Below are 17,953 nucleotides of genomic sequence, written 5' to 3'. Positions count from 1 at the left end.
GGGAAACACTGATCAATGTACACACTCGCGTTGGTGCCCCCTGTTTTCCGAGACCAGGCGCGTCGGGCAGCGGGTAGTGGTTCTACCCGCAAGCGGCGCAACGCAGGATCGGGGAACAGGGGGCGCCAACCCCACAAGCCATTGAATGCAGGGGCTCGGCCGCTTTTGCGCGCGCACGGCGTTGCGGCTCCCTTGCGCAGAGTGGCTGCGCGGCAGTCACCGCGCCTTGTTCGCACGCAAAAGCGACTCGAGCGCGAGTGCGTACATTGATCAGTGTTTCCCCAATCGTTTCTGGATGACCGAACTGACCCTTTATCATCGCGAGAGCTGCGGTCTCTGCCATGACATGCTGGCCGAGATCATGGCCCTCAAAAGCCGTTATACTTTCGCGCTTACGGTCGTCGACATCGACGAGGACCCGGACCTGCAGGCGCGTTTCAACGTCAAGGTCCCGGTGCTCGCGGTCGACGACGACATTCTCTGCTGCCATTTCCTCGACCGAAAGGCACTGCTGGACCTACTGGCCCCTGCATGACCGAAACCCGCCTTACCCGCAATTTCTCCATCATCGCGCACATCGACCATGGCAAGTCCACGCTGGCGGACCGCCTGATCCAGGGTTGCAACGGCCTGACCGAGCGCGAGATGTCGGAGCAGGTGCTGGACTCGATGGATCTGGAGCGCGAGCGCGGAATCACCATCAAGGCGCAGAGCGTGTCGCTGTTCTATGACGCCCAGGATGGTCAGCGCTACCAGCTGAACCTCATCGACACCCCGGGGCACGTGGATTTCTCCTACGAGGTGTCGCGCTCGCTGTTCGCCTGCGAAGGCGCACTGCTGGTGGTCGATGCGTCGCAGGGGGTGGAGGCGCAAAGCGTCGCGAACTGCTACACGGCGCTCGACCAGGGTCTGGAGGTCGTGCCGGTCCTGAACAAGATCGACCTGCCGGCCGCCGAGCCGGATCGGGTGGCGGCCGAGATCGAGGATGTGATCGGTATCGAGGCCACCGACGCCCTGCGAGTCTCCGCGAAGACCGGCGAGGGGATGGCCGAACTGCTGGAAGAGATCGTGCGTCGTATCCCGCCGCCGGAGGGTGATTCCGAGGCTGCACCCAAGGCGCTGGTGATCGACTCCTGGTACGACAATTACCTGGGCGTGGTCGCGCTGGTGCGGGTGAAGGCCGGGCGCTTCCGCGCCGGGCAGAAGATCAAGGCGATGTCGGTCGGGCGTGCCCACGAGGTCAGCCGGGTGGGGGTGTTCACGCCCAAGCCGGTGGATCGCGCGACCCTGGAGGTCGGCGATGTCGGCTATCTGATCGCGACCATCAAGGACATCTCCGGGGCCAAGGTCGGGGATACCTTCACGGACTTCAACAACCCGGCCTCCGAACCCGTGCCGGGCTTCCAGGAGGTTCAGCCGCGGGTGTTTGCCGGGCTGTTCCCGGTCAGTGCAGAGGACTTCAACGACCTGCGCGATGCCCTGGACAAGTTGCGCCTGAACGACGCCGCGCTGTCCTTCGAGCCGGAGACCTCGCAGGCGCTGGGCTTCGGCTTTCGCTGCGGCTTCCTCGGCATGCTGCACATGGAGATCGTGCAGGAGCGCCTGGAGCGTGAATACGACCTCGACCTGATCACCACCGCGCCCACCGTGGTCTACGAGGTGGAAAGAAGCGACGGCGAGGTGGTCATGGTGCACAACCCCTCGGAGCTGCCCCCGAACAACGAGATCGGCGAGATCCGCGAGCCGATCATCGAGGCCAATATCTTGGTCCCGCAGGAGTATGTCGGCGCGGTGATCACGCTGTGCGTGGAAAAGCGCGGGTCGCAGACCAAGATGCAGTACCTGGGGCGCCAGGTGCAGCTGGCCTACGAGTTGCCGATGTCCGAGGTGATGCTGGACTTCTTCGATCGGTTGAAGTCCGCGACCCGTGGCTATGCGTCGTTCGACTATCAGCCGCTGCGGTTCGAGGCGGCGCCGCTGGTACGCGTGGATATCCTGATCAACGGCGACCGGGTGGATGCGCTGTCGGCAATCGTGCATCGCGACCACGCCGAGTCGCGCGGGCGCCAGATCATCGAACGCATGGCGAAGATCATCCCGCGTCAGATGTACGAGGTGGCGATCCAGGCAGCGATCGGGTCGAAGATCATCGCGCGCTCCACGGTCAAGGCGATGCGCAAGAACGTGCTGGCCAAGTGCTACGGCGGGGATGTCTCGCGCAAGCGCAAGCTGCTGGAAAAGCAGAAGGCCGGCAAGAAACGCATGAAGTCGATCGGCCGGGTGGATGTCCCGCAGGAAGCCTTCCTCGCGGTGCTGTCGGTAGACGACGACAAGAAGTAACAACCAGGCCTGCGGCCCGGACGGGTCGCAGGGCGATCCCCGGCGGACCGGGAACAGAGGACACGGCATGGCAAATCTCGAACTGATCCTGGTGCTGGCAACCGCCGTGACCGGCCTGATCTGGCTGGGCTGGGTGATCCTGCGGCGGCGTCGGAGCCCCGAGCGCCAGCGCGAAATGCCCTGGTTCGTCGACTACTCGCGCTCGTTCTTCCCGGTCCTGCTGATCGTGCTGATCCTGCGTTCGTTCGTGGCCGAGCCCTTTCGCATTCCCTCGGGTTCGATGATGCCCACCCTGCTGGTGGGCGACTTCATCATGGTCAGCAAGTTTTCCTACGGCATTCGTCTGCCGGTGACGCGCACCAAGATTCTCGACACCGGGGAACCGGAGCGGGGCGAGGTGGTGGTGTTCAAGTATCCGCGCAACCCGGCCGAGGACTACATCAAGCGTGTGATCGGCCTGCCGGGCGACACCATCGCGTTCCGCGACCGCGTCCTGTACGTGAATGGGGAGCCGCAGTCGGCCGAGCGCGTCGGTACCTTCGAGGGCGAGGGCTCGGGGCAGGTGATGTCGGGTGCCTCGATCTTCGAGGAGACCCTGGACGGGCGCACCTATAACACCCTGATGCGCGAGCAGCAGGCCAGCCTGGATGGATCGGTCACCGTGCCCGACGGGCACTATTTCATGGTCGGTGACAACCGCGATAATTCCAACGACAGCCGATCCTGGGGTTTTGTCGCCGAGGAGCATCTGGTTGGACGTGCGCTCTTCATCTGGCTGCATTGGGATTACAATGAGGGCCATCGGGACTTTTCCCGGATCGGCCAGGCGATTCGCTAGTAGCCCCGCGGGGGCGGGCAAACAGGGACGGGGTTTTCATGCAACATTCCAGACACTCGATGCAGGGCGCGGGCGCGATCACCATTCTCGCGCTGATCTTCCTGGCGCTGCTGGTCGGTACCTTCGTGATCAAGATGGGCACGCAGTACACCCAGTTCCTCACCGTGCGCTCGATCATGCAGGACGTCGCCACCCAGGCCGGCGCGGCAGAGAAGAGCGAACGCGAACTGTGGCGCGAGATCAACCGCCGCTTCCAGATCAATTCCGTATACGACGGGATCGGCGAGGAGGACTTCAGCGTGACCGAGAATGGCGCCAGCCGCCAGCTGCACCTGCAGTACGAGGTGCGCCGCGAATTCCTCGGCAATGTGGACGTGGTGGCGCGCTTCTCGAACAGCGAGACGCTGGCCCCCTGATGGGGTCGGCGTCGGTCCCTTGCATGCTTTGTCGGGTGGGTTCGTGAGCCGGGATTTTCGCAGTCTGCTGCCCGCGGCCGTGCGCGACGGCGACGGGATCGACCAGGCGTTGACCCACCGCAGCGCCGGCGGGCGCAATAATGAGCGCTTGGAGTTCCTGGGTGACGCCGTCCTTGGGCTGGTGATCGCCGACGCCCTGTACGAGAAGCTCCCGGATGCCCCGGAAGGGGATCTCACCCGCCTGCGTGCGGCGCTGGTCAATCGCGAGTCGTTGGCGGATCTGGCTCGGGAGACCGGCCTCGAGGGCACGCTGAACCTGGGGCAGGGCGAGCGCAAGAGTGGCGGCCAGCGCCGCGACTCCATCCTGGCCGATGCGGTGGAGGCCCTGATCGGGGTGACCTACCGCGAGGCCGGGATGGAGGCCGCGCGCGACTTCACCCTGGCGCTGTATGTCGAGCGCCTGAACGATCTCCCGTCGGCCGAATCGCTGAAGGACCCCAAGACCCGGCTGCAGGAACAACTGCAGGGCCGCAATGCGGATCTGCCGGTCTACGAGGTGCTGGAGGTGGTCGGCCCCGATCACAAGCGCCAGTTCACCGTGGCGGTCCACCTGCCCACCCAGGGCTGGGGCCAACGTGGCCAGGGCTCCTCGCGCCGTCGCGCCGAACAGGCCGCGGCCGAGGCGGCCCTGAAACGCCTGCAACAGGTACAGGAACAATGAGTGAAACCGTAGTCCCCGAACCCGCCACCACGCACTGCGGGCTGGTCGCACTGATTGGCCGGCCCAACGTGGGCAAGACCACGCTGATGAACCGCCTGGTTGGGGAGAAGCTGGCGGCGACGACCCGCCGGCCGCATACCACGCGCAATCGCATCCTCGGCATCGTGACCGAGGGGCAGGACCAGGTCGTACTGATGGATACCCCGGGGATCGATACCGAGCGTACCCAGCTGGTGAACCGGGTCCTCAATCGCACGGCCAGTCAGGCGCTGGCGGATGCCGATCTGGTCTGCTTCATCGTCGAGGCTGGAGAGTTCGGCCCCGGCGACGAGCGCATCGAGGAGACCATCCGTCATTCCGGGCGTCCGGCACTCCTGGTGATCAACAAGGTGGATCAATGTCGGGAGAAGGAAGAACTGCTGCCGTTCATCGAGGCCCGCGCCGCGGCCTTCGGCTATGTCGGCGTGGTACCGCTTTCGGCGAAGACCGGATCCAACCTGGACGGTCTGATTGCGGAGATTCGGGCGCATATCCCGGAGGGGCCGTTCCTGTACGACCCGGATCAGCTCTCGGATCGCCCGCAGCGCTTCCGTGCCGAAGAGATGATCCGCGAGTCCATGCTGGAGCATCTGGGGCAGGAAGTCCCGTACTCGGTGGCGGTGCGCGTGGAGGAATGGTCGGACGAGCCGCGCACCACTCACATCGATGCCGTGATCCTGGTCGAGCGCGACAGCCAGAAGGGCATCGTGATCGGCAAGGGCGGGCAGCGACTCAAGCGTATCGGCCAGGCCGCGCGCGTCCAGTTGGAGGCGCTGCTGGAGCGCAAGGTGATGCTGCGCCTGACCGTGCGTGTCGAGGCCGACTGGACCCGCAACCCGCGCGCCCTGCGTGACCTCGGGATCGAAGAATCGCGGTGAGCGCGACCGCCGGGCTCACCCAGGGGGTGGTCCTGCACGCCCGCCCGCTACGCGAGAACAGCCGGGTGCTCGACCTGCTCACCGCCGAGGCCGGGCGCCTGTCGGCAGTGGTGCGCGGCAAGGCCGGATCGGTGCAGCCCTTCGTACTGCTGGATCTCGCCTGGCGTGGGCGCGGCGAGCTGCCGACGCTGAATGTGGCCGAGCAGCAGCGGGTCTTCCCGCTGACCGGGCGGGCCCTGGTCTGCGGGCTGTACCTGAACGAGCTGATCCTGCGCCTGTACCCACACGACGCACCGATCCCGGAGGCCCTCCCGGCGCTGTTATCCGCTTATGCCCGGCTGGCCGCCCGCGAGCGCGCCGATACGGTCCTGCGCCGCGCGGAATGGGCCCTGCTCGCACCACTCGATTCCGGGCTCGAACACGTGGACCCGGCCGAGCTGGACCCCGATGCCTGGTACCGCTACGACCCGGAAGCGGGGATGGAACGTGTGGCCGCCGGTCGCAGCGAGGCGATCCCCGGTGTCGCGCTGCAGGCGCTGGCCAGCGCCTGCGACGTGCCGGATAATCAGGCCCGCGTCAGCCGCGACTTCATGCGTCGGCTGATCGACACCCATCTGGCCGGGCGGCCGCTGCGGACCCGGGGTCTGCTGTAGTGGCCCGGACCGCAGCCATACAAGGGCACCGCATCATGTCGCATCCTGCTCCGTTGAAGCTCGGGGTCAATCTCGACCATATCGCCACCATCCGCCAGGCGCGGCATACGCCGTATCCGGACCTGATGCAGGCCGTGCGCCTGGCCGAGGCCAGCGGGGCGGATTCGATCACCCTGCATCTGCGCGAGGACCGGCGCCACATTCAGGATGACGACGTGTTCGGGATCAAGCCGCGGCTGAGGGTCCCGATGAATCTGGAGATGGCAGCCACCGAGGGGATGCAAGCGATCGCCCTGAAGCTGCGCCCGGAGGCCTGCTGTATCGTGCCGGAGAAGCGCGAGGAGCTGACCACCGAGGGCGGCCTGGATGCCGTGGGCCAGCTGGAGCGTTTGCGCGCGTTTGTCGCGCCGCTGACCGCCGCCGGGATCGAGGTCTCGCTGTTCGTGGAGCCGGATGTGCGCCAGCTGGAGGCCGCCGTGGCCATCGGCGCCCCGGTGGTAGAGCTGCACACCGGCGCCTATGCGAATGCCCGCGATGTCGCCGAGCGTGAGCGGCTCCTGGGCGGCATCAACGAGGCCGCTGCGGCCGGCCGGGCCATGGGGCTGGTCATCAACGCGGGGCACGGGCTGGACTATGACAACGTGCGGCCGATTGCCGCCAACCCGGTGTTTCACGAGCTGAACATTGGGCATTCGATCGTGGCCCGGGCCCTGTTCACCGGCCTGCCCGAGGCGGTCAGCCATATGCGCGGCCTGATGGATGCCGCGCGCCAGGGTCTGCCGCCCGGTCAGTACCCGGTTTGAGCGCCGGATGATCCTGGGCATCGGAACCGATCTGGTGCAGGTCGCGCGCATGCAGGGCATGTGGGAGCGCCACGGTGCGCGCCTGGCGGAACGTATCCTGCACCCGCTGGAGCGCGCGGACCTGCCGCCCGAACACCCGGCCGGTTTTCTCGCCCGGCGCTTCGCCGCCAAGGAGGCCCTGTCCAAGGCGCTCGGCTGCGGCATCGGGGCGGATATGGCACTGGCCGAGGCCGGCGTGACCCATGATGCCCGTGGTCGGCCGGAGTTCGTGCTGGAGGGGCGTGCCCGCGCCACGGCCGAGCGTATGGGCGCCGGGACCATCCATCTCAGCATCAGCGACGAGCGCGATTACGCCCAGGCATTTGTCGTGATTGAGGCCGAGCCGGCAGGTCTGGGCCCCGAGTAACCCCCATTTCCCTCCGGACGTGGTTGCCCGCCCGGAGGCGCCTCCCTAGAATGTGACCCCTTATGCCCGCCGGTCTCCATGGATTCCGCGTCGGGCGCAGCCCTGAGCGAGCGACGGAGTCCACTCCATGCCCTGGAACGAACCGGGAAACAACAACCGCGACCCCTGGAGTGGGGGTGGTGGCGGCCAGCGCGGTAGCGGTGGCGGCGGAGGCGGTAACCAGCCGCCCGATCTCGAAGAAATGATGCGCAAGCTGTCGCGTCAGCTGAACGGCATCTTCGGCGGGGGCGGCAGTGGTGGCTCCGGCGGTTCCGGAAGCGGCGGCATGGGGCGCGGCACGCAGGCCCTGGTCAGCCTCGGTCTGATCATTGCCGTGGTTGTCTGGCTGGCCTCCGGATTCCATATCATCTCGGAAGGCGAGCGCGGCGTCGTGCTGCGTTTCGGCGAATTCCAGCAAGTGAAAAACCCGGGGCCGGGCTGGCACCTGCCATACCCGATCGAGCGCGTCGAGATCGAGAATGTCGACAACGTGCGCACCCTGTCCCACCGTGCGCTGATCGTGACCGGTGACGAGAACATCATTGATGTCGACATCGCGGTGCAGTACCGCGTCCTCGATCTGGTCGATTATCTGTTCAACGTGCGCGATCCCGACACCACCGTGAACCAGGTGATGGAGTCGGCGATCCGCGAGCGTATCGGCAAGAACAATCTGGACTTCATTCTCGGCGAGGGACGTGGCGAGATCGCATCCTCCTCGCGAGTGGTGATGCAGGAAAACCTCGATTCCTATGGCGCGGGCATTATCGTGACGGCCGTGTCCATGCAGCAGGCGCAGCCGCCGGAGCCGGTGCAGGAGGCCTTTGCCGACGCGATTCGTGCCCGCGAGGACGAGGTGCGTTTCCGCAACGAGGCCGAGGCCTACGCCAACGGTGTGATTCCGCGGGCACGCGGTCAGGCCGCCCGTATCATCGAGGAAGCCGAGGGTTACCGGGACCAGGTGATCGCGCGCGCCGAGGGTGACGCCTCGCGCTTCGATCAGTTGCTGGCCGAATACCAGCAGGCGCCGGACGTGACCCGCGACCGCCTGTACCTCGAGGCCGTCGAGGCCGTGCTGCAGGATTCCCGTAAGGTAATGCTGGATGTTGGCAGCAGTAACAACCTGATGATGCTGCCGCTGGATCAGCTGTTCCAGGGGCAGCGCTCCACCACTAATTCCGGTGACACGCCAACACCGCGGCCGCTGGATACCAGCCGCAGCACGTTCGGCAACAGTGGCACGGGCACGAACCGACTGGGCGATCGCAGCCCGGCCGCCCAGCGTTCGCGGGAGGTTCGCTAATGTTTCGCATCGTCGGTATTGCCGTAGTCGTGCTCGGGATCGTGGTCGCGCTGTCGACCTACACCGTCGACGAGCGTGACCGCGTGATCAAGTTCGCCCTCGGGGAGATCCGGGAGGTCGACCCGGCCCCTGGGCTGCACTTCAAGTTCCCGCTGATCCAGAACGTCGAGAAGTTCGACGCCCGGATCATGACGCTGAATATCCCGCCGGACCGGTTCCTGACCTCCGAGGCGAAGAACATCATTGTCGACTTCTACGCCAAGTGGCGGATCGACGATGTCGGCCAGTTCTACCGTGCCACCCGTGGTGACGAGCGTCTGGCCGAAGAGCGCCTGGCCCAGATCCTGCGCGACGGGATGCGTAACGAGTTTGCGCGCTTCGAGTTGCAGGACGTGGTCGCTGGCGAACGCCTGACGATCATGGGTGCGGTGCGCCAGACTGCGTTGGAGACCGCGCAGGAGCTGGGGATCGACCTGGTTGATGTCCGCATCCGCCGCATGGACCTGCCGGAAGAGGTGTCCGAGTCGGTGTACGAGCGCATGCGCGCCGAGCGTCAGCGGGTCGCCCAGGACTTCCGCGCCCGCGGTCAGGAAGAGGCCGAGCGCATCCGCTCGCGCGCCGACCGTGAACGCACGGTCATCCTGGCGAACGCCTATCGGGACTCGGAAGAGATCCGCGGTGCCGGTGATGCGATCGCCACCGAGACCCTCGGGCGGTCGTTTGGCGAGGATCAGGAGTTCTTCCGCTTCTATCGAAGCCTGATCGCCTACCGCAATAGCATGAGCGGCGAGAACAGCACCTTCATCCTGGAACCGAACTCCGAGTTCTTCCAGTTCTTCAACGCCCCCGGTGGCGAACGCCCGGCGCCGTTGCCGACCCGGTAAAGGAGGGGCGGAGGCGGTCCGCCGTGGCCGCCTCGAAGGTGGCCGTTTGCAACGGGCCCGGAAGATTCCGGGCCCGATTTTTGCCGGGCCGCCACTCGGGCGTGGCGGATCACAGCACAAGAGCAGGGACGAGATGACCGATATCAACCGCTGGTTGCTGCCGGACGGGCTGGAGGAGGCCCTTCCGGATGCTGCGCGCCGTCTGGAGGACCTCCGCCGGCGCGTGCTGGACCAGTTCGACACCTGGGGCTATGACCTGGTGATGCCGCCGCTGGCGGAGTATCTGGAGTCCCTGTTGACGGGTGCCGGGCACGCACTGGATTTGCAGACCTTCAAGCTGACGGATCAGCTCACGGGCCGCATGATGGGCGTGCGCGCAGACCTGACCCCGCAAGTGGCGCGGATCGATGCGCACCGTCTGCGTGTCCAGGGCCCGAATCGGCTTTGTTACGTGGGCAGTGCGCTGCGTACCCGGGCAGATGAATGGTCGGGTTCACGCAGTCCGCTCCAGGCCGGGGCCGAGCTGTTTGGCCATGACGGGATCGATAGTGATCTCGAGATTATTCGCCTGATGCTGGCGACCCTGGCCGCCTGCGGAGTGGAGCGTCCTAGCATGGATCTCGGCCACGTCGGGATCTATCGTGCCCTGGCGCAGGATGCGGGTCTGGATGCGAGCCAGGAGGAGGAATTTTTCGATCAACTCCAGCGCAAGAGCGTGCCCGAGATCGAACAGACCCTCGCGGCCTGGCAGGCCGGCGGCATGGATCCGGCGGCCTGTGCGCGGCTGCGCTCCCTGGTGGATCTGAATGGCGATGCCACGGTACTCGACGCTGCCCGTCGCGCCCTGGCCGGTGCACCAGCCGAGGTGGCTGTGGCGCTGGATCACCTGCAGGCTGTGGTCGCACGGCTTGAGGCGAGCGAGCCGGGCCTGGACCTGCACCTGGACCTGGCCGAGCTGCGCGGCTATGCCTATCACACCGGTCTGGTGTTCGCGGCCTTCGTGCCCGGGTCCGGCCAGGCGATCGCGCGCGGTGGCCGTTATAACGAGATCGGTCGCGTCTTCGGCCGCGCACGGGCGGCCACCGGTTTCAGTACCGATTTGCGCGCCTTCGTGCGCCGCGAGGCCGGGGCGCCGATGGCGCCTCGTCAGACGGTGCTGGCACCGGCCACCGGCGATGTGGCGCTGGAGGCGGCCATTGCGGATCTCCGTGCCCGCGGCGTGCGCGTAGTGCGCGAGCTGGAAGGCCAGGACAACGAAGTACCCGGGGGCGCGCGGCTCGAGCAGCGCGCCGGGGAATGGACTGTAGTGGAGCATTGATGGCGATGGGACGTTTTGTAGTCGTACTGGGCAGCCAGTGGGGTGACGAGGGCAAGGGCAAGATCGTCGATCGTCTGACCGAGGATGCCGCAGCCGTCGTGCGCTTCCAGGGCGGGCACAATGCCGGGCATACCCTGGTGATCGATGGCGAGAAGACCGTGCTCCACCTGATCCCGTCGGGCATCCTGCGGGAGGGCGTGGAATGCATGATCGGCAATGGCGTGGTGCTCTCGCCCGAGGCTCTGATCACCGAGATGGAAGAGCTGGAGGCCAAGGGTGTGCCGGTGGCGGACCGTCTGCGCCTGTCGGATGCCTGCCAGCTGATCCTGCCCTACCATGTAGCCCTCGACCTGGCGCGCGAAAAGGCCCGTGGCAAGGCCGCGATCGGGACCACCGGGCGCGGCATTGGTCCCGCCTACGAGGACAAGGTTGCGCGCCGGGGCCTGCGCCTGGACGACCTGTTCCACCGCGAACGCCTGGCGGCCAAGCTGGGCGAGGTGATGGACTATCACAACTTCGCGCTGAAGCATTACTTCAAGGCCCCGACCATCGACCAACAAGAGGTCTTGGAGCAGTGCCTGGCGCACGCCGAGCGCCTGCAGCCGATGGTCACCGACGTGGCGGGCCGCCTGCACAAGCTGCGCGAGCAGGGCAAGGACGTCATGTTCGAGGGGGCCCAGGGCACGCTGCTGGACATCGACCACGGCACCTATCCGTTCGTGACCTCGTCGAATACCACCGCCGGTGGTGCGTCCACCGGGTCGGGTGTGGGGCCGCGCGACCTCGACTACGTGCTGGGGATCACCAAGGCCTACACGACCCGGGTGGGCGCCGGACCGTTCCCGACCGAGCTGTTCGACAACATGGGTGAACACCTGGCGCGGCAGGGCAATGAGTTCGGTTCCACCACGGGGCGCGCACGGCGCTGCGGCTGGTTCGATGCCGTCGCGCTGAAGCGGGCAGTCAAGGTGAACAGCATCAGCGGATTGTGCATGACCAAGCTGGATGTGCTGGATGGCCTGGAGAACGTGCAGATCTGCGTGGGCTACAACTGCGATGGCGAGACCCGCGAGGCGCCGCCGTCCGGCGCCGAGGCCTATGCGGCCTGCACGCCGATCTACGAGGAGATGCCGGGGTGGACGGAATCCACGGTCGGGATCCGCGAGTATGACCAGTTGCCGGCGAATGCCCGCGCCTATCTGGAGCGTCTGAGCGAGGTGGTCGGGGTGCCGGTCGACATGGTCTCCACGGGGCCCGATCGTGACGAGACCCTGGTGTTGCGCGACCCGTTCGACAGCTGATTGAGTGTCTCCCTGGGCACGTCGGGGCGCGCACCACCGTGCGGGCTCCGGCGAGCAGAGTGGCGGAGCAGGTGGGATTCGCCACGCAAAAAAGCCGCCACCCTCACGGGTGTCGCTTCGCGTATAACAGGGATTCGAATACAGCTGAAAAATGGTGCCGAGGAGAGGACTTGAACCTCCACGGGGTTACCCCCACTAGCACCTGAAGCTAGCGCGTCTACCAATTCCGCCACCTCGGCACGAGGGACGACACACAATGAGGAAACCGTGTGTCCTGCGCTTCAGGAGCGCGCAATATAGTGCGCGGCCGGGGGGCTGTCAACGCCCAGGAGCGGGAATGTTTCCCTCCGGTGTGGTCGGCAGGGGGCGCGCAAACGCGTCCCCTGCGCAACAAAATTCCGCATGCCTCATAATGGGCGCTTTGCGCGCCCAGCCGGATTCCCGGCGAGGGGCTGCCCATTGCAACATCCACAGAGTTCACTGAATGCCAAGACAACGTCGCAAGACCCCCGCCGATCCCAATTTCGAGCGCGAGGCGCAGAAATACGACAACCCCATCCCCAGTCGCGAGTTCATCCTCGGGCTTCTGCAGGAAGCCGACAATCCGTTGTCCTACGACGAGATCGCGGAACGTCTGAAGATCGACGACGACGATCGCCTCGAGGCCCTGCGCCGCCGCCTGAAGGCGATGGAGCGCGATGGGCAGGCCCTTTGCAACCGTCGCGGTGCCTATCTGCCGGTCAACCAGGAAGACCTGATCCGCGGGCGCGTGATCGGTCACCCGGATGGTTTTGGTTTCCTGGTGCCGGACGAGCAGGATGACGACCTGTTCCTGTCGCCGAAGCAGATGCGCGGGGTATTTCATGGCGACCGGGTTCTGGCCCGGGTCATGGGCGTGGATCGTCGCGGCCGCCGCGAGGGCGGGATTGTCGAGGTCCTGGAGCACAACACCACCCAGGTGGTCGGGCGCCTGAAGATCGAGGACGGTGTCGGTATCCTGACCCCGGACAACAAGCGCATCACCCACGACATCCTGGTGCCGCCGGACGGCCTGGGCGAGGCGGAGGACGACCAGATCGTGGTCGTGCGCATCCGTGAATCCGCTTCACGCACGGCGCGCCTGCGTGGGGACGTGCAGGAAGTCCTGGGCGAGCACATGGCGCCGGGTATGGAGATCGACATCGCGATCCGTGCCCACGCCCTGCCGCACGAGTGGCCGGACGAGGTCATAGCGGCGGCCGACGAGCTGGGCGCCGAGGTGGCCGAGGCAGACAAGAAGGATCGCCTGGACCTGCGCGAGAAGCCGTTCGTCACGATCGATGGCGACGACGCCCGCGACTTCGACGACGCCCTGTACTGCGAGCCGGAAGGCAAGGGCTGGCGGCTGTGGGTTGCGATCGCCGACGTGTCGCACTACGTCCAGCGTGACGCCGCGCTGGATCGCGAGGGACGCACACGCGGCACCTCGGTGTACTTCCCGAACAACGTGATCCCGATGTTGCCGGAGGCCCTCTCCAACGGTCTGTGCTCGCTGAATCCGAACGTGGACCGGTTGAGCATGATCTGCGAGATGGAGATCGGTGCGCGCGGGGCGCTGAAGAGCTATCGCTTCCACGAGGGACTGATCCGTTCGCACGCCCGTCTGATCTACGAGGACGTGGCCGCGATGCTCGGCGGCGACGCGGCGCAGCGCGAGCAGAACGCGCATGTGATGCCGAACCTGGAGACCTTGCACCAGGCCTTCAAGGCCCTGCACGCGGCGCGCAATCGCCGGGGCGCGATCGACTTCGACACCACCGAGACCAAGATCGTCTTTGGCGAGGACCGCAAGATCGAGAAGATCGTGCCGACGGTGCGCAACGATGCGCATCGCCTGGTCGAGGAATGCATGATCATGGCCAACGTGGCCGCCGCTCGCTTCCTCAAGAAGCACAAGGTGCCGGCGCTGTACCGCATCCATGATCAGCCGCCGTCGGACAAGATCGACGACCTGCGCGACTTCCTCAATGGCGCGGGTCTGAGCCTGGGCGGTGGTGACGAGCCGAGCCCCGCCGACTACACCGAAGTCCTGAAGGCGGCGCGCCAGCGCACCGACCAGCAGCTGATCCAGACCGTGCTGCTGCGCTCGCTGAGCCAGGCGGTGTATGCCCCGGAACTCGACGGCCACTTTGGCCTGGCGCTGGACGACTACGCGCATTTCACCTCGCCGATCCGCCGCTATCCGGACCTGCTGGTGCATCGCGGCATTCGCCATGTGCTGCGCAAGGGCAGCGCCAAGGCCTTCCCGTACTCGCATGGCGACATGGAGCAGTTGGGTGAGCATTGCTCGATGGCCGAGCGACGCGCCGACGACGCGACCCGCGACGCGGTGGCCTGGCTGAAGGCCGAGTACATGCAGGACAAGGTCGGCGAGACCTTCCCCGGCGTGGTCTCCGGAGTCACCGGGTTCGGTCTGTTCGTGGAGATCAAGGACGTCTACATCGAGGGCCTGGTGCACGTGACCAGCCTCGACAACGACTTCTACCACTTTGACCCGGCGCGCCACAGCCTGACCGGCGAACGCGGTGGCCGGGTGTTCCGTATCGGCGACGAGCTTCAAGTGCAGGTGGCCCGGGTGAGCCTGGATGATCGCAAGATCGATCTGGCCCTGGCCCAGGAAGCGGGTCAGCCGAGTCCCGCCGTTCCGCCGCCGAAAAAGCGCAGCCGTCGTAGCAAGCGCCGCAAGGATGCCGATGCGGCTCCGGTCGAGGCCGCCGCCGCACCAACCGCAGCAGCGCCCGAGCCTGAGGCAAAACCCACAGCAGCCGGGCCGGAAGCCCCCGCGGCCGACGATGATGCCCCGGCGCCGAAGAAGAAGCGCCGCCGTCGTGGTGGCCGCCGCCGTGGGGCCGCCGGTGGCGAGACGAGCCCTGCTGCCGAGCCGAGCCCGGCGAAAGAACCGAGCTCGGGGAAAGAGCCGAGCCCGGGGAATGAAGCAAGCCCAGGGAATGAGGCGAGCCCAGGGAATGAGGCGAGCCCAGGGAATGAGGCGAGCCCAGGGAATGAAGCGAGCCCGGGGAATGAAGCGAGCCCGGGGAATGAACGGACCCGGGGCAGCAGACGTGGCCGCGGCAACGCACGCCGCCCGCGGAACGCGCCGGATGAAGGCAACAGCGATGCCCCGGAACCGGGCAACGAGGCGGTTCCGCCGCCGCGACCCGAGGCCGACAAGGACGGAAATACCATTGTCGAGCCGAGTGCGGATCGCCCGGCCAAGGCCAAGGAATCCTCTGGGTCCGGACGTGGCCGCAGCCGTCGTCGGCGTCCGTCCTCGTCCTGAGGCGCAGGGTGAACCCGCGTCTGTTCCCCCGCTTGCTCGGGGGCCGCTCAGGCGGTGTCCGCCGGGGCGTTGACCCGTGGCGGGATCGCCGTGGCGGAGGTCCGCGATGAGCAAGGGGAGCAAGGGTAGCCGCGCCGAGACCTTTGGTGGCATCCACGCAGTGGCCGCCGTGTTGCAGCGGGCCCCGGAGCGGGTCAAGCGGCTGCAGCTGGCGACCGACCCTATCGAACCCGCCTTGGAACGCCTGCGAGAACTGGCGCAGTCGCGCGGCATCTCGATCGAGCGGGTAGGCCGCGAGCGGCTCGATCAACAGCTTCCGGGGTTCCAGAACCAGGGTGTGGTCGTGCACTGCACGCCGCGTCCGCTGCTGGACGAAAAGGCCCTGATTACCCGGGTGCGCGATGGCCTGGATCTGCTGCTGGTGCTCGACGGGGTGACCGACCCGCATAATCTCGGGGCCTGCCTGCGGACCGCGGATGCGGCCGGGGCCGGGGCGGTGGTCATGCCGCGCCATCACAGCGCCGCATTGACCCCCGCCGCCATCAAGGTGGCGTCCGGGGCCGCCGAGACCGTGCCGGTGGTGACGGTCAGCAATCTCGCGCGGACGCTGGCAGCCCTGAAGGATGCCGGGATGTGGACCGTAGGCCTGGCCGGGGAAGGGGGAGAGAGCCTCTATGATCTGGACCTGCGCCCGCCGACGGCGATCGTCATGGGGGCCGAGGGCGAGGGCCTGCGGCGTCTGACCCGGGAGGCCTGTGACCACCTCGCGGCCCTGCCGATGCAGGGCGCGGTGGAGAGCCTCAACGTCTCCGTTGCCACCGGCGTCACCCTGTTCGAGGCGGTTCGCCAGCGTCGCGAAGGTCCGCCGGCTGGTTCTGCGTAGCCGCTAGCCTTCCGAGGGGCGGTGCAAACCCCTGTTTCGCCGGCTCCCTGCTTGTTGTTGGCGCCCGCTTCGGTTATCGTGTCGCGCCTTTCTGCCCTGCGGCTGCGTCCGCTGGGTCGAACCCTTGCCTCACCGCATTTGACGGGAGGCTGATACCCGCAAGGAGTTCCCGATGCGTCATTACGAAGTTGTATTCCTGGTCCACCCGGACCAGAGCGAGCAGGTCCCGGCGATGATCGAGCGCTACAAGGGCCTGGTCGAAGGTCATGAAGGCAAGATCCACCGCCTCGAAGACTGGGGCCGCCGTCAGCTGGCCTACCCGATCCAGAAGCTGGTGAAGGCCCACTACGTGCTCATGAACATCGAGGCCTCGGAAGAGGCGATGGAAGAGCTCGCCAGTGCCTTCCGGTTCAACGATGCCGTGCTGCGCCACCTGGCGATGCGCATGGAAGAGGCCGTGACCGAGACCTCCCCGCTGGCCAAGGGCCAGGAAGAGGAGAGTGGCAAGGGCCGTCGCCGCGAGCGCGACGACGAGGGTGGCGAAGGCGCCTCCGACGACTCGGCTTCCGCCGAGTAAATCCCGCCCGTTCGCTGACCGATTGATTGAAGGAGATCTGACATGGCCCGTTTTCCGCGTCGCCGCAAGTATTGCAAGTTCACCGCTGAAGGCATCGAGTACATCGACTACAAGGACCTGAATCTGTTGAAGGGTTTTGTGACCGAGACCGGCAAGATCGTGCCCAGCCGTGTCACCGGCACCAGCGCGAAATATCAGCGCCAGCTGGCCACGGCGGTGAAGCGTGCGCGCTTCCTGGCCCTGCTGCCGTACAGCGATAACCACTAAGTCCCGCACCGGTTCGCCGGGGCCGTCGCCATGCGCGTACTGGCCGAATTTGCGATGAAAAGCCGGAGCCGCGCCGTAGGCGCGGTTTCCGGCTTTGGTGTGGCGGGCCTGTTCCTGCCTCCGGTGGCACTGCTCAGCAGTGCGCTGATCGCCCTCGTAGGGCTGCGCATCGGCCTGCGCCAAGCACTCCTGGTGATGGTGCTGTCCGCAGTGGTCCTCGGGGTGGCGATGTTTGTCCTGATCCCGGAGGCCCCGCTGTTCGCGGGGGTGGTCGCCGGGGTTGTGCAGTGGGCGCCAGTGGCGCTGCTCGCCGAGCTGCTGCGGCGCACGATCTCGTGGCGCATGACGCTGCAGGTCGCCGCCGCGGTCGCCGGGATCGGCGTGCTGGCCGTGCACCTGCTGGTGCCGGATCTGGAGTCCACCTGGGCCGAGGCGGGCATGGTCCTGCTGGGGCCTCTGGTCGAGGGCAGCGAGACCGGGCCACAGGAGTTGGAGGCGGGGCTGCGCCGCGCGGCGCCGTACCTGACCGGGCTCTTGGCCGGGATCCTGCTGCTGAGCCTGACGCTGGCCGTGCTGCTGGGTCGCTACTGGCAGGCACTGCTGTACAACCCGGGGGCGTTCGGCGAGGAGTTCCGGGGCCTGCAGTTCGGGCGGATGCTGAGTGCCGTCACGCTGTTGCTGGCCGGTATCGGGCATCTGGGTCCGGTCCCGGTGGCCACGGAGTTGGCGTTCATCCTGGCGGTGCTGTTCTTCCTGCAGGGGATCGCGCTGATGCACGCGCTGACCTTCCGGCAGGGGATGAGCAGCTTCTGGCTGGTGGGGATGTACGTGCTCCTGGCCCTGGCCATGCCGCAGATGTTTCTGCTGCTGGCCACCATCGGGGTGATCGACGCCTGGGCGGATATCCGCTCGCGATTGGGCCCCGGTTCCGCGCAGGGCGGGCAGGACAGTGACAACAATCCGTGAGA

The 17,953-nt window shown here is 66.7% G+C and carries 18 protein-coding genes and 1 tRNA gene; 18 read left to right on the top strand and 1 reads right to left on the bottom strand.

Going from position 1 to position 17,953, the window contains the following annotated elements; genetic code table 11:
• Positions 1-295 precede the first annotated feature (295 nt).
• The 13 genes from D575_RS0101110 to D575_RS0101050 all read left to right on the top strand — a co-directional run bounded on the left by D575_RS0101110 (position 296) and on the right by D575_RS0101050 (position 11,939).
• Entirely contained in the window at positions 296-535 is a 240-nt protein-coding gene (locus D575_RS0101110) for a glutaredoxin family protein (protein WP_018144065.1), read from the top strand.
• The gene (gene lepA, locus D575_RS0101105; protein ID WP_018144064.1) at positions 532-2,340 is read left to right on the top strand and encodes a translation elongation factor 4; all 1,809 of its coding nucleotides are present in this window, start codon (positions 532-534) and stop codon (positions 2,338-2,340) included. The genes D575_RS0101110 and lepA overlap by 4 nt, the downstream gene beginning before the upstream one ends.
• A 67-nt stretch (positions 2,341-2,407) precedes the next feature.
• Positions 2,408-3,178, top strand: coding sequence for a signal peptidase I (gene lepB / locus D575_RS0101100; protein ID WP_018144063.1), 771 nt, complete (start codon positions 2,408-2,410; stop codon positions 3,176-3,178).
• A 59-nt stretch (positions 3,179-3,237) separates the two neighbouring features.
• Complete coding sequence (locus tag D575_RS0101095; protein WP_018144062.1) at positions 3,238-3,594, top strand: DUF4845 domain-containing protein; 357 nt, start codon at positions 3,238-3,240, stop codon at positions 3,592-3,594.
• A 43-nt stretch (positions 3,595-3,637) separates the two neighbouring features.
• Complete coding sequence (gene rnc / locus D575_RS0101090; protein WP_026289529.1) at positions 3,638-4,315, top strand: ribonuclease III; 678 nt, start codon at positions 3,638-3,640, stop codon at positions 4,313-4,315.
• Positions 4,312-5,232 carry a GTPase Era gene (era, locus tag D575_RS0101085; RefSeq protein ID WP_018144060.1) on the top strand — a complete coding sequence of 307 codons (921 nt, stop codon included), beginning with the start codon at positions 4,312-4,314 and terminating at the stop codon, positions 5,230-5,232. Before rnc ends, era begins: the two co-directional genes overlap by 4 nt.
• The gene (locus D575_RS0101080) at positions 5,229-5,885 is read left to right on the top strand and encodes a recombination protein O N-terminal domain-containing protein (protein ID WP_018144059.1); all 657 of its coding nucleotides are present in this window, start codon (positions 5,229-5,231) and stop codon (positions 5,883-5,885) included. Before era ends, D575_RS0101080 begins: the two co-directional genes overlap by 4 nt.
• A gap of 35 nt (positions 5,886-5,920) precedes the next feature.
• Positions 5,921-6,688 (top strand): pyridoxine 5'-phosphate synthase, encoded by a 768-nt coding sequence (locus D575_RS0101075; protein WP_018144058.1) that lies wholly within the window; start codon positions 5,921-5,923, stop codon positions 6,686-6,688.
• Positions 6,689-6,695: 7 nt separating this feature from the next.
• Positions 6,696-7,094, top strand: a complete 399-nt coding sequence (gene acpS, locus D575_RS0101070; RefSeq protein ID WP_018144057.1) for a holo-ACP synthase — start codon at positions 6,696-6,698, stop codon at positions 7,092-7,094.
• Between the two features lie 127 nt (positions 7,095-7,221).
• Positions 7,222-8,436, top strand: coding sequence for an FtsH protease activity modulator HflK (hflK, locus tag D575_RS0101065; protein ID WP_018144056.1), 1,215 nt, complete (start codon positions 7,222-7,224; stop codon positions 8,434-8,436).
• Entirely contained in the window at positions 8,436-9,320 is an 885-nt protein-coding gene (gene hflC / locus D575_RS0101060; RefSeq protein WP_018144055.1) for a protease modulator HflC, read from the top strand. The genes hflK and hflC overlap by 1 nt, the downstream gene beginning before the upstream one ends.
• Before the next feature lie 133 nt (positions 9,321-9,453).
• Positions 9,454-10,638, top strand: a complete 1,185-nt coding sequence (locus D575_RS0101055; RefSeq protein WP_018144054.1) for an ATP phosphoribosyltransferase regulatory subunit — start codon at positions 9,454-9,456, stop codon at positions 10,636-10,638.
• Positions 10,638-11,939: an adenylosuccinate synthase gene (locus tag D575_RS0101050; RefSeq protein WP_018144053.1), complete on the top strand. Its 1,302-nt coding sequence runs from the start codon at positions 10,638-10,640 to the stop codon at positions 11,937-11,939. The genes D575_RS0101055 and D575_RS0101050 overlap by 1 nt, the downstream gene beginning before the upstream one ends.
• A 152-nt stretch (positions 11,940-12,091) precedes the next feature.
• On the opposite strand, the gene D575_RS0101045 is transcribed toward D575_RS0101050, so the two are convergent.
• Positions 12,092-12,178, bottom strand: a tRNA-Leu gene (locus tag D575_RS0101045).
• A gap of 245 nt (positions 12,179-12,423) precedes the next feature.
• On the opposite strand from D575_RS0101045, the gene rnr reads away from it, so the two are divergent.
• The 5 genes from rnr (at position 12,424) to D575_RS0101020 (ending at position 17,951) form a co-directional block, all read left to right on the top strand.
• Positions 12,424-15,258 carry a ribonuclease R gene (rnr, locus tag D575_RS0101040; protein ID WP_018144052.1) on the top strand — a complete coding sequence of 945 codons (2,835 nt, stop codon included), beginning with the start codon at positions 12,424-12,426 and terminating at the stop codon, positions 15,256-15,258.
• 106 nt (positions 15,259-15,364) lie between these two features.
• Positions 15,365-16,141, top strand: a complete 777-nt coding sequence (rlmB, locus tag D575_RS0101035; RefSeq protein ID WP_018144051.1) for a 23S rRNA (guanosine(2251)-2'-O)-methyltransferase RlmB — start codon at positions 15,365-15,367, stop codon at positions 16,139-16,141.
• A gap of 172 nt (positions 16,142-16,313) precedes the next feature.
• Complete coding sequence (gene rpsF / locus D575_RS0101030) at positions 16,314-16,718, top strand: 30S ribosomal protein S6 (RefSeq protein ID WP_018144050.1); 405 nt, start codon at positions 16,314-16,316, stop codon at positions 16,716-16,718.
• Between the two features lie 42 nt (positions 16,719-16,760).
• Positions 16,761-16,985 carry a 30S ribosomal protein S18 gene (gene rpsR, locus D575_RS0101025; protein ID WP_018144049.1) on the top strand — a complete coding sequence of 75 codons (225 nt, stop codon included), beginning with the start codon at positions 16,761-16,763 and terminating at the stop codon, positions 16,983-16,985.
• Between the two features lie 30 nt (positions 16,986-17,015).
• Positions 17,016-17,951, top strand: coding sequence for a hypothetical protein (locus D575_RS0101020; protein ID WP_018144048.1), 936 nt, complete (start codon positions 17,016-17,018; stop codon positions 17,949-17,951).
• Positions 17,952-17,953: the final 2 nt, after the last annotated feature.

The sequence above is a fragment of the Thioalkalivibrio sp. AKL6 genome (assembly GCF_000376905.1).
GTDB lineage: Bacteria > Pseudomonadota > Gammaproteobacteria > Ectothiorhodospirales > Ectothiorhodospiraceae > Thioalkalivibrio > Thioalkalivibrio versutus.
Note: the sequence above shows the minus strand (reverse complement) of the source record. Positions and strands in the feature narration are given on the sequence as shown.

Coding starts and splice junctions, on each gene's coding strand:
- D575_RS0101110 (WP_018144065.1), top strand. CDS start 296: ATGACCGAACTGACCCTTTATCATCGCGAGAGCTGCGGTCTCTGCCAT.
- lepA (WP_018144064.1), top strand. CDS start 532: ATGACCGAAACCCGCCTTACCCGCAATTTCTCCATCATCGCGCACATC.
- lepB (WP_018144063.1), top strand. CDS start 2,408: ATGGCAAATCTCGAACTGATCCTGGTGCTGGCAACCGCCGTGACCGGC.
- D575_RS0101095 (WP_018144062.1), top strand. CDS start 3,238: ATGCAGGGCGCGGGCGCGATCACCATTCTCGCGCTGATCTTCCTGGCG.
- era (WP_018144060.1), top strand. CDS start 4,312: ATGAGTGAAACCGTAGTCCCCGAACCCGCCACCACGCACTGCGGGCTG.
- D575_RS0101075 (WP_018144058.1), top strand. CDS start 5,921: ATGTCGCATCCTGCTCCGTTGAAGCTCGGGGTCAATCTCGACCATATC.
- acpS (WP_018144057.1), top strand. CDS start 6,696: ATGATCCTGGGCATCGGAACCGATCTGGTGCAGGTCGCGCGCATGCAG.
- hflK (WP_018144056.1), top strand. CDS start 7,222: ATGCCCTGGAACGAACCGGGAAACAACAACCGCGACCCCTGGAGTGGG.
- hflC (WP_018144055.1), top strand. CDS start 8,436: ATGTTTCGCATCGTCGGTATTGCCGTAGTCGTGCTCGGGATCGTGGTC.
- D575_RS0101055 (WP_018144054.1), top strand. CDS start 9,454: ATGACCGATATCAACCGCTGGTTGCTGCCGGACGGGCTGGAGGAGGCC.
- D575_RS0101050 (WP_018144053.1), top strand. CDS start 10,638: ATGGCGATGGGACGTTTTGTAGTCGTACTGGGCAGCCAGTGGGGTGAC.
- rnr (WP_018144052.1), top strand. CDS start 12,424: ATGCCAAGACAACGTCGCAAGACCCCCGCCGATCCCAATTTCGAGCGC.
- rlmB (WP_018144051.1), top strand. CDS start 15,365: ATGAGCAAGGGGAGCAAGGGTAGCCGCGCCGAGACCTTTGGTGGCATC.
- rpsF (WP_018144050.1), top strand. CDS start 16,314: ATGCGTCATTACGAAGTTGTATTCCTGGTCCACCCGGACCAGAGCGAG.
- rpsR (WP_018144049.1), top strand. CDS start 16,761: ATGGCCCGTTTTCCGCGTCGCCGCAAGTATTGCAAGTTCACCGCTGAA.
- D575_RS0101020 (WP_018144048.1), top strand. CDS start 17,016: ATGCGCGTACTGGCCGAATTTGCGATGAAAAGCCGGAGCCGCGCCGTA.